Here is an 11,298-nt window from a genome sequence, read left to right as displayed (position 1 = left end):
TTCCAGAGCTGACACCACAATACAGCAATCCACCCACATGTAAAGCCTTTATGATATTTAATTTTCAGGTGCTCTATGTTTGCGGGGAAAACAAAGCGATTTTTGCTTGTGATTCGGTAGGATAGCCAAATTGAGATGAAAAAAAAGGACGCCTAAGCGCCCCTTATCAATCAGGTCTGATTTCTTATGCGACAGAAACTTCAGAGGCCTGTGGGCCTTTTTGGCCTTGTTCAACGGTGAAGTTAACTTGTTGACCTTCAGTCAGGGTTTTAAAACCGTCACCAACGATAGCGCGGAAGTGGACAAACACGTCCTTTTCGCCATTTTCGCGGGTGATAAAACCAAACCCTTTTTCTTCGTTAAACCATTTGACGATACCAGTTGCTTGATTAGACATAATCATTCTCTCTTAAATTACAAAAATTAGGATAGCTTTGAACGGAGTCGATGACATGTCTAGAAGCGAAAGCGGGTAACGTTAGAAACTCTATAATACAGATAATAGTGCAGCTTATGTTGCCTTTTACTTGATGAATCATTGACGCTCCGTGTTCCAGAGCTGTGACCACCGTACAGCAATCTGTTCACTTGTAAAGCGATGATGTTCATTTGGACAAAAAAAGGCCAGTCATCGTTGACTGGCCTTAGCAGGGTTAACGTGCAATCAGTGTGCTGTTAAGACAGCAGCTCTTCTGCAGTGTTAACCACGTTTTCAACCGTGAAGCCGAACATTTTGAACAGCTCGTCAGCGGGCGCGGATTCACCGAAGGTGGTCATCCCGACGACGCGACCGTCTAGGCCAACGTACTTGTACCAGTAGTCAGCAATACCCGCTTCAATGGCAATACGAGCGGTGACGTCTGATGGCAATACCGACTCGCGATAAGCGGCGTCTTGCTTATCAAACAAGTCAGTGCTTGGCATAGAGACCACACGGACTTGTTTGCCTGCTTCGCTTAGCTGAGCAGCTGATTCAACAGCCAGCTCTACTTCAGAGCCAGTCGCAATAAAGATCAGGTCAGGTTTGCCTGCACAGTCTTTGAGGATATAACCGCCTTTGGCAACGTTCGCCAATTGGGTCTCGTCGCGCTCTTGCTGAGCCAGGCCTTGACGCGAGAAGATCAGCGCACTTGGGCCGTCTTTACGCTCTACCGCGGCTTTCCACGCTACTGCCGATTCGACTTGGTCACAAGGGCGCCAGGTGCTCATGTTCGGCGTTTGGCGCAGGTTAGCCATTTGCTCGACCGGCTGGTGAGTTGGGCCATCTTCACCCAAGCCAATTGAGTCGTGGGTGTAAACCTGAATGTTCTGCGTTTTCATCAGTGCCGCCATGCGCATGGCATTACGTGCATACTCCATGAAAATCAGGAAGGTCGCCCCGTAAGGAACAAACCCGCCGTGCAGGGCAATACCGTTGATGATGGCGGTCATCCCGAACTCGCGCACACCATAGTGCAGGTAGTTGCCGCTCGCGTCGTCTGCGGTGATCGCTTTCGAGCCTGACCACATGGTCAAGTTAGACGGTGCCAAGTCGGCTGAGCCACCGAGCAGTTCTGGTAGCAGTTTGCCGAACGCTTCTAAGACGTTTTGCGACGCTTTACGTGATGCGATCTTAGCTGGATTGGCTTGCAGATCCGCAATCAGTTTTTGAGTTTCGCTGTCCCAGTTGCTTGGCAGTTCACCGTTCATACGACGGGTAAACTCGGCGGCAAGCTCAGGGTATTGTGCTTGATATGCGGCAAACTGCTCGTTCCAAGCTGCTTCTTTAGCTGCGCCGGCTTCTTTGGCGTCCCACTGTGCATAGATGTCTTGTGGGATCTCGAAAGGCGCGTGTTCCCAACCTAGGAATTCACGTGCGGCTTGTACTTCGTCATCACCCAGCGGCGCGCCGTGACAATCGTGGCTGCCTGATTTATTTGGCGAGCCATAACCGATGGTGGTTTTGGTGCAGATCAGCGTCGGTTTGCCGGTTTCGGCTTTCGCAGCGCTCAATGCAGCTTGAATCGCATCCGCATCGTGGCCATCGACAGCGGGGATCACATGCCAACCGTAAGATTCAAAACGCTTAGCGGTGTCGTCAGAGAACCAACCCTCAACGTGACCGTCGATTGAGATGCCGTTGTCATCCCAGAATGCGATCAATTTACCGAGACCTAGCGTGCCCGCCAGTGAGCACGATTCGTGAGAGATGCCTTCCATCAAGCAGCCATCACCCAAGAATGCGTAGGTGTGGTGATCGACGATGTTGTGACCGTCACGGTTAAATTGTGCTGCCAGTGCTTTTTCAGCAACGGCCATACCGACGGCGTTGGTAATCCCTTGGCCGAGTGGGCCAGTGGTGGTTTCAATACCCGGTGCATAGCCATATTCAGGGTGGCCTGGGGTATTCGAGTGCAATTGACGGAATTGCTTCAGATCGTCGATAGCAAGATCGTAGCCAGTCAGGTGCAACAATGAATAGATCAGCATTGAGCCGTGGCCGTTTGAGAGCACAAAGCGATCACGGTTAGCCCAATCTGGGTTTTGCGGGTTATGATTCATGTGGTCACGCCACAATACTTCGGCGATATCGGCCATGCCCATTGGGGCGCCTGGGTGACCAGATTTGGCTTTTTGAACACCGTCCATCGCAAGGGCGCGGATGGCGTTGGCTAACATTTTGCGTTCCATGTGTTTACCTACAGGTTGAACAGGTGAAATAAGAGAAAACGATATCATAAAAGCGGCCTAAACCGCTTTTATTGTGTTAAATCACGCTTTGGGTTGGATCACAGTTGTTCGCGAATCATGTCTTCAAGTTTACCTTGATCGACCGCGAAGTTTCGGATGCCTTCAGCAAGTTTTTCGATGGCCATCGGATCTTGGTTGTGTTCCCACAAGAATTCCGCATGGGTCATTGCTGCTGGGCGTTTCTCGGTGGCGCCTGTGTCTTTTAGCTTCACAGGAATATCGCCTTCAGCATCGCTTAGCTCTTGCAACAATTGTGGGCTGATCGTGAGGCGGTCACAGCCGGCTAATTCTAGGATCTCACCGGCATTGCGGAAGCTTGCGCCCATCACAACGGTGTCGTAGCCGTGTGCTTTGTAGTAGTTATAAATGGTGGTAACGGACTTCACGCCTGGGTCTTCTGCAGGCTCAAAATCACGGCCTTCTTTGGCTTTGTACCAATCCATAATACGGCCAACAAACGGTGAAATCAGGTAAGCGCCGGCTTCTGCGCAGGCACGTGCTTGTGCGAACGAGAATAATAGCGTCAGGTTACAATTGATCCCTTCTTTTTCCAGGATTTCAGCGGCACGAATGCCTTCCCAGGTTGAAGCCAGTTTGATCAGGATACGATCGTTGCTGATCCCCGCTTCGTTGTACATGCTGATCAGCTTACGTGCTTTAGCAACGCTTGCGTCGGTGTCATAGGATAAACGGGCATCGACTTCTGTGGAGATGCGACCCGGAATGACATTAAGAATTTCTTTACCGATGTTCACTGCGAGGCGGTCACAGGTATCTGCGACTTGTTGGTCGGCATCACTGCTGTGTGATTTCGCATACGCAATCGCTTCATCAATCAATGGCGCATACTCTTTGATTTGCGCGGCTTTCAGGATCAGCGAAGGGTTGGTGGTTGCGTCTTGCGGTTGGTACTTTTTAATCGCTTCGATATCGCCTGTGTCTGCGACAACGGTGGTTAGGGCTCGGAGTTGGTCCAGTTTGTTGCTCATCTTCACTCACCTTCTTTACGTGGTAGGCCCAGACGCCGAGTTACGTGCTAACGCTTGATCTGAATATGAACAGATGCAACGCGTCTGAGCAAATGATGTGACGATCTTTGAGTTTTTTACGCCACTTGTCAATTGTATTGCGATATAAAGAGAGTTACGTCTCACTCTTTTGTCACGAATTTACTCATCCTGTTGAAATGTGAACACGCTTTCATCAGGTGCAGGCTCCGACATATTCAGCAGGGCCATTGCGCAGCTTGCACTGGTCGCGAGTACATCGATAACGCCCGTTCTCAGCGCACCGAGTATCGATAAGGCTTTGCGGCTCTCGCTCGCCATGGCAATAACACTCGGAATACGTGCCAAATCTGGCATCGCCAGTCCAACCACACGGCCACGCATCAGGTTATCCGTAGGTTGTCCGTCAAGTCGGAAGAAATCAAAACCGCCGATGTCTCCGACAATACCATGATTCACCCGTGCTTCAACAAACTCGCGTGCGGTAAAGCAACCCAATTTGACCATATGACTATTCTCATCCATATCGCCAATGCCGACCAGTGCAAACTCTGCTTTTCTGGCCTGGTTCAAGGTTTCACTGATATTCGGATGGGACACGAACACCTGTTGAATCGACTCATTATCCACATACGCTGGGGCGTATAGGGTTTCACTGCTCCCCCCAAACTTTTTGGCTAATCGTCGACAGATATGATCGGCATTAAACGCGTCACCGCTGCGGTGTGTGCCGCCTATTGCGCAAACAAACCGGGCTTGACGATGCGAGACAACCCCCGGGTGATCGGCGACCGCTGCGACATTTTGACCTTGGCCCACCGCAACCACCATGCCATCGTTAAGGTTACCGTCAAGATAAGAGGATACCAAGGTCGCGACTTGTGTACGTTGTTCTTCGGCGCTCGGTTGGTCGAGTGAAATTAAGGCGCGTTTAAGGTTAAACCTGGCCATCAATCGCTGTTCGAGCTGGGCACTGTGTACGGGATGGAATTTGACCGTGATTTCCACAATACCTTCTTCACGTGCTTTACGTAAAAGACGGCTTACTTTGGGGCGACTGATTTTATATTTGCGAGCAATTTCTTCCTGAGTCGCGCTTTGTTGATAGTACAAAATGGCGATTTCAGTTAATAAGTCGGTGTCTTCGTGATAGTGATCAGGGGGCGTTGATATGCTCATGCTCGATGGTCTCGCGACTGAACGGTACCTTAGGTTGCGTTTAAAGGCACGATGAATGCAATGCTTACCAGTATACGCCTGTTATACAAAACGAACAAATGTTCTGTCGCGATACCAATGTTCATAAGCTGTTACGGTGCTCGGTTATCGATTGGCGAGAATATCGTTGAAATCGCGAGCAAACGAGAATGCGTGGTGTGCTCTGTTTGAAAAAGTAGCCATTACTATCTAAGTTTATTAGTGCTCGTTCAAACAAAACTACTAGCGGCTGTGTAGAAGAGACTCGCGGCTACGTAGAAAAATAGCATGATGACGAGCTTGTCTTTGGCTAAGGGAGTGTGGCTTGATGCACGCACTACAATCACGACAACCCCTGATCTGGGGGGCGACATTGCTCGCATTACTCGCCTTGAGTACGTTCGGGGTGTGGATTGCTGATCTCAGTGAGGGTACGACCGAAGAGCAGCCTCTTCTTGACGTAAACTATAGTTACTTTGTTGACGAGACGAACGAGCTATCACTAGATTATGTGATGGCACATGCCCCTTTCATGTCGGTATCAGAGCCAACCCACATTCCATGGAAATTAGCTTACCAAACGTACTGGGTCAAAATCGGCTTTGACTATACGGGCCTCACTGAGCGGCCGATACATGTGATCACTGATAACCCTTCAATTGATTATCTTGACGCTTATCACGTCCTCGATGGTGAACAGATTCGCTCGCGTGTAAAAGCTGGCGATATCACACCAGAAAGACTGAACCGCTTGCCCTTGCCGTCCTCAGTGCCCGTGACCTTGCTCCCTGATCATGCTAATCAACTTTTGATCAAAGTAACGTCACGAGACATGGCAACCATGCCACTATGGGTGATGGATCATGGGCGCTATGACCATTTCGCCAAATCACTACATTTGGTATGGGGCGGATTTATGAGTTTTGCCATGCTGATGGCACTCTATAGCGCCGGTGTCTATGTATACAGTCGGCAGCGCGTGTACTTAATTTATGTGTTTGCAACTGTGTTGAGTGCGTTAGTGGTGAGTGTGAATCATGGCTTTAGTCGTTACTTTGTCCCTGATTTTGTCCAGATATTTATCAGTAATCACTTGGTGGCACTCACTGTTTGTTTATTAACGGTCGGGTTATGGTTTACCTATTTTTTCTTAGATTTTACGCGTAGTTCTATTCATCAACACGCGCGATCTCTATTTTTAATCACGACGGGTGGGCTGCTCGGTCTCGCATTACTGAGCTTTATTACGCCGGCTTATATGTCTGCCTCTTTGGTTCTCATTGCGCAAATCCCAGTCTACGGAGTGATTATTTATTACTTGTGGCAGCAATGGCAGCCGAGTAAGTACTGGTTGTTTCTATTTATTTTGTGTTGGCTACCCGCAATGGCTGGCGGACTGACATTCTACGCACTGATGCTGAATTACATTGAGTACACTCTGGTGTCAAGTTATGTCTTGATGCTCGCGCTTGCGCTAACCATGATTCTATTTTCTCTGGCGCTTGCCGAGCGGTTTCGTTTTCAAAGGATGCAGGAAATGCGAGCGCTGACTCATGATACCTTGAGTTGCCTTCCTAATAACAACGTATTGCACATGGTGATCAGCGACCTCATTAGCCGCAACAACAATTTCAATTTGTGCTGTTTATCGATTGATAACTATAACAATTTATTGCCTTACCTAGATGAAAGTGCACGCGATGAATATATCAATGCGATTGCTGCACGTATGAATGACACCTTAGCGGTTCAGCCGGTACAAGCGATCAAAACGGACAGTGATATGCCCAGCCACCGCCTGGGCTGCCTAAAAGAAGGGGTGTTTGCTTTTTTAATTGAGGATGTGGATCGCAAGACGTGTGACCAGGTGCTAACTGCTGTAGTTGATAGCTTAAATGGTGATTTATGCGTGGGATCCTTTGTTACGCAAGTCAATGTGCGTATCGGTGTTTGTCACTATCCAACCGATGGTGAGCATCCAGGATTACTTATTAGCCGAGCGTTAAATGCCATTGACCAGCACCGTCCTTTTGTTGGCAGCTATGCGCACTTTAATTCTCATGAGCAGCGACACCATCAGCTACATGTCTCGCTCGTCACGGATTTAAGAGATGCGATTGAGAATGATGGGTTGGAGCTCTATCACCAACCGCAAATTGATTTACGCACAGGCTCTATCCATGGCTCAGAGGTGCTGGCACGTTGGACGCACCCAGAGTATGGCCAGATATCGCCTGAGGTGTTTGTACGAATGGCCGAGGATGTCGGGATTATTAATAGTCTTACCCTTTGGGTGATTAAGCGTGCTTTTCAGCAGCAAGCGCAGCTTATTAACCGTGGCCACTGTCGTCGGCTTTCGGTCAACATTAGTGCGTCTGATATCTATATCCCTGATTTAGCCAATCGTGTGGTTGAACTGGCTCGAGAGTATCATATACCCACGAATTTAATTTCACTCGAACTGACCGAATCGATCATGGTGGAAGATTACAATTGGCTCAAGCAGTTGATTGCAGATCTATCGGCAAACGGTATTGAAGTCTCTATCGATGATTACGGGACAGGGTATTCGTCTTTGTACTTTCTATCTCAATTGCCTTTTACTGAGCTTAAGATTGACCGCAGCTTTGTGCGAGATCTTCCCAAAAGTAGCCGCCACCAAAGTATTGTTCGTGCAACCACCGATATGGCGCGATCGTTAGGGGTGATGGTGGTTGCCGAAGGGGTTGAGAGTGAAGAAGCCGAGAGCTTGCTTCGGCGTTATGGTGTGGACGTTTCGCAGGGCTACTACTATTCACGCCCCTTACCGTTTAGCCAATACCAAGCGTACGTGGAACGTATGGACAGTGCGCAGCCGAGTACAGTGATACGCGAACGAAATCGGCGCTCTTCATCTGGATAGGTGGATCTCAAAAAGTGTAAACCGTTCGCGAGGCTGTCGTTTACTAGCGCTGTCATTTGCAAGCGCTGTTGTTCGTAAGAGCTGTCGTTCGCAAAGCTATCGTTTGTAAGAGCTATCGTTTGTAAGCGCTATTGTTTGTAAGCGCTATTGTTTGTAAGCGCTATTGTTTGTAAGAACTATCGTTTGTATGAGCTATCGTTCGCAAGAGCGACGGATATTATGAGGATCAGCGTTGTGGCGTCATCGCGAGTGCATCGCGTAAATGTCCTTTAGCTTGCTCAATATGCTTTCTTGCTAAATGCGGATCCTGCCCGGTTAACACCATAAAAATGGCTACCTTAACCTCACCGTCGGCATGGGACAGAGCCTGAACCGCGGTCGCTTCATCACAACCTGTCGCTTCCATCACGATCAGGGTTGAGCGTGTCACCAGTTTTTGATTGGTGGCTTTTACATCGACCATTAAGTTTTGATAACACTTACCGATTTTGACCATGGCGGCAGTGGTTAATAGGTTCAGTACTAACTTTTGCGCGGTGCCAGACTTCATACGGGTTGAGCCGGTAAGCGCTTCTGGGCCGACCTCGGGCGTTATCGCGATATCAGCATGCGAATTGATCGTGGCGTTGGGGTTACATGATAAGGCGATGGTGACAGCACCTTGTTGCTTAGCAAATTCAAGCGCGCCAACCACATACGGCGTTCGGCCACTGGCGGCAATACCGACGACAACATCTTTCGAACTGAGGTGTTGGGCGTCTAGATCCGCGACACCTGCCTTTGGATCATCTTCCGCTCCCTCTTGGGCGATAAACATCGCTTTTTCGCCTCCGGCAATAAGGCCAATTACCTGTTCATGTCCGACCCCGAAAGTAGGCGGGCACTCAACGGCATCTAATACACCCAGGCGTCCACTGGTGCCCGCGCCAATATAGATAAGCCGGCCTCCCGCGTTAAACCCGGCTACGATGTGGTCGACAGCGTCAGCGATAGCGGGAAGTTGTGATTGGACTGCAAGTGCGACGCCTTGGTCTTCGGCATTAATCATGGTCACCAAGCCAAGTGTATCTTGCTGATCGAGTCCGTAAGTGTTGGGATTACGCGTTTCGGATAATAAATGCTTGAGTTGCTCGACGCTGGGGGCTGTCATTGATGTTCCTTAATAGGGTAGATAGATGGCACCTAAGCAACACGCTTGGCTGGCGCCGGTCACGGCAGGGACGTTGCCAGGCTGGTGGTTGAGTGTTTGTTTAGCAAGCCATGCAAAGGCAATGGCTTCCATATCGTCACAACGGATCCCGACTTCATCGGTTTGAGCGATTGCCCAGTTGGGCATGGCTTGTTGCAGCGCGAGCATTAACGTTTGATTATGTGCTCCCCCACCACAAACAAAGATGCGTCCGCGCTTTAGCGGTCGTATGGCCATGGCGATACTCTCAACGGTGAGTGCCAAAAGTGTTGCTTGTACCTGATCGGGGGAGAGCGAAAACGCGAGCAACTGACGGTCGAGCCAGTCGAGGTTAAAATATTCTCGACCTGTGCTTTTGGGCGCAGGGCGAGAAAAGTAAGCATCCGACAGTAGCCGGTGGAGCAGGGGCTGATAAGGCGCACAGCTTGCCGCCCATTCACCATCTCGATCATAGGCTTGATGGCGATGTCGTTGTGTCCACGCATCCATTAGCATGTTACCGGGTCCGGTGTCGTAGCCATATAACGGGCGATCAGGGCATATCATTGAGACATTGGCGATGCCGCCGATATTGACCACCGCAGTCGGTTGTTCGCTATCGGAAAAGTAATCGTTATGAAATGCGGGCACCAGTGGTGCACCTTGGCCACCATACGCCATATCTTTGCGACGAAAATCGGCAACAGTGGTAATACCGGTTCGAGCGGCAATCACATTGGCGTCGCCAAGTTGCATGGTAAACGGGTAATCCCCACTTGGCTGGTGATACACCGTTTGTCCATGACAGCCTATCGCGGCGACATGCTTAGGCAATAAGGCGGCGTGTTCGAGCAAGGTATTAATCGCCGCGGCATAACATTCGCCTAAGCGACGATCGAGCTCACCGAGGGTTGTCACTGACACAGGCTGACCTCGGCTTAACGTAATCACCGTGGCTTTGATGTCTTGCGGTATCGGATCACTGTGTCGCGCAATTGACTCGACTTGACCGGCTTGGTTAAACCTGACAGCGACGGCATCGATATTATCTAAACTGGTTCCTGACATGACACCAATATAGATATCGGCTCCAGAGTATGACATGTGGCTGTTCCTTGCATAATGACGACGGTACGATAGCAGTAATGCGCAATGGGTATACACAAACAGCGAGTATAAACAGATTGCGATATCTCGCAAAGTGCTTGATTATTCGTCTGTGATAAACGCAGGATGAAGGAGACATAATGGGACCCGTTTGGCTCGATGTGCACGCAGAGCAAATCGATAATGAAGAGAAAGAAATTCTCGCGCATCCGAGCGTCGGTGGCGTGATTTTGTTTGCCCGCAACTATTACGATTCCGCGCAGCTTCGCGCACTGACACAGTCTATTCGTGCGGCGGCAGGCCGAGATATCTTAATTGGGGTGGATCAAGAAGGTGGACGCGTTCAACGCTTTCGAGAAGCGTTTACGCCGATCCCGGCCGCACAGTCTTATCATGCACTTGGTGCAGCCACAGAGATGGCTGAGCAAGCCGGATGGTTGATGGCCGCCGAGTTAATTGCGCATGGGATTGATTTGAGCTTTGCACCTGTGCTTGATCGCGGCTTTGCGTGTGCCGCCATTAAAGATCGCGCGTTCGGTGAAGAACAACAGGTGGTGACGCAATACGCCAGCGCCTTTTCAATGGGTATGCGCCGTGCCGGCATGGCAACGACCGGGAAGCATTTTCCGGGGCATGGTGCTGTGTTAGAAGACTCTCATTTAGTCACCCCTGAAGATCCGCGTGATATTCTGCAGTCGTCTGATTTCGCTATTTTTAAAGCGTTTATTGAACAAGGCTTATTGGATGCGGTTATGCCTGCGCATGTGGTCTATCCGCAGCATGATACACAGCCTGCCAGTGGCTCACGCTATTGGCTAACTCATATTTTGCGTCAGCAACTCGGATTTAAAGGGATTATCTTCTCGGATGACTTAAGCATGGGTGGGGCGCATGTGTTTGGTGATGCCCCTTCTCGTGCTAAGGCAGCACTGGATGCAGGGTGTGATATGACGCTGATCTGCAATGATCGCGCAAGTGCGGTGTCGGTTTTAGATGCATTACCGATTCAATCCGTGCCAATGGCAGATGCACTCCGGGTACGGACGCCGATTGATTGGCAGACACTTAAGCAAAATCCATTGTGGCAAACGACGCATGCCGTATTAACGGCGTTCGATACCCATTGGCGAACGATGCAAGCCTAACACCGTCTCGGTGATAAGTGGCAACAAAAAGGCAACGCCGAC

General features: G+C 49.9%; 8 protein-coding genes. 2 read left to right on the top strand and 6 right to left on the bottom strand.

Annotated features, from left to right (window positions below):
• Positions 1-184: 184 nt before the first annotated feature.
• The 4 genes from cspE to BZG80_RS08465 form a co-directional block, all read right to left on the bottom strand.
• Entirely contained in the window at positions 185-397 is a 213-nt protein-coding gene (gene cspE / locus BZG80_RS08480; RefSeq protein WP_077460844.1) for a transcription antiterminator/RNA stability regulator CspE, read from the bottom strand.
• 278 nt (positions 398-675) lie between these two features.
• Positions 676-2,670, bottom strand: a complete 1,995-nt coding sequence (tkt, locus tag BZG80_RS08475) for a transketolase (RefSeq protein ID WP_077660598.1) — start codon at positions 2,668-2,670, stop codon at positions 676-678.
• A gap of 98 nt (positions 2,671-2,768) precedes the next feature.
• Positions 2,769-3,719: a transaldolase gene (gene tal, locus BZG80_RS08470; RefSeq protein WP_021023784.1), complete on the bottom strand. Its 951-nt coding sequence runs from the start codon at positions 3,717-3,719 to the stop codon at positions 2,769-2,771.
• 180 nt (positions 3,720-3,899) lie between these two features.
• Entirely contained in the window at positions 3,900-4,916 is a 1,017-nt protein-coding gene (locus BZG80_RS08465; RefSeq protein WP_077460847.1) for a sugar-binding transcriptional regulator, read from the bottom strand.
• Between the two features lie 346 nt (positions 4,917-5,262).
• Between BZG80_RS08465 and BZG80_RS08460 the strand changes: the two genes are divergently transcribed.
• Positions 5,263-7,836 carry an EAL domain-containing protein gene (locus BZG80_RS08460; protein WP_077679126.1) on the top strand — a complete coding sequence of 858 codons (2,574 nt, stop codon included), beginning with the start codon at positions 5,263-5,265 and terminating at the stop codon, positions 7,834-7,836.
• A 226-nt stretch (positions 7,837-8,062) separates the two neighbouring features.
• Here the strand turns inward: BZG80_RS08460 and murQ are convergent, their stop codons facing one another.
• Both murQ and BZG80_RS08450 read right to left on the bottom strand, forming a co-directional pair.
• Positions 8,063-8,986, bottom strand: a complete 924-nt coding sequence (murQ, locus tag BZG80_RS08455) for an N-acetylmuramic acid 6-phosphate etherase (protein ID WP_077677356.1) — start codon at positions 8,984-8,986, stop codon at positions 8,063-8,065.
• 9 nt (positions 8,987-8,995) lie between these two features.
• A complete protein-coding gene (locus tag BZG80_RS08450; protein WP_077679125.1) occupies positions 8,996-10,108 on the bottom strand; it encodes an anhydro-N-acetylmuramic acid kinase in 1,113 nt (370 codons plus the stop codon).
• 143 nt (positions 10,109-10,251) lie between these two features.
• Between BZG80_RS08450 and nagZ the strand changes: the two genes are divergently transcribed.
• Positions 10,252-11,256 carry a beta-N-acetylhexosaminidase gene (nagZ, locus tag BZG80_RS08445; protein ID WP_021023779.1) on the top strand — a complete coding sequence of 335 codons (1,005 nt, stop codon included), beginning with the start codon at positions 10,252-10,254 and terminating at the stop codon, positions 11,254-11,256.
• Positions 11,257-11,298: the final 42 nt, after the last annotated feature.

It is taken from the genome of Salinivibrio sp. MA440 (assembly GCF_001996265.1).
Lineage (GTDB): Bacteria > Pseudomonadota > Gammaproteobacteria > Enterobacterales > Vibrionaceae > Salinivibrio > Salinivibrio costicola.
This window is presented reverse-complemented; position numbering and strand designations above follow the sequence as displayed.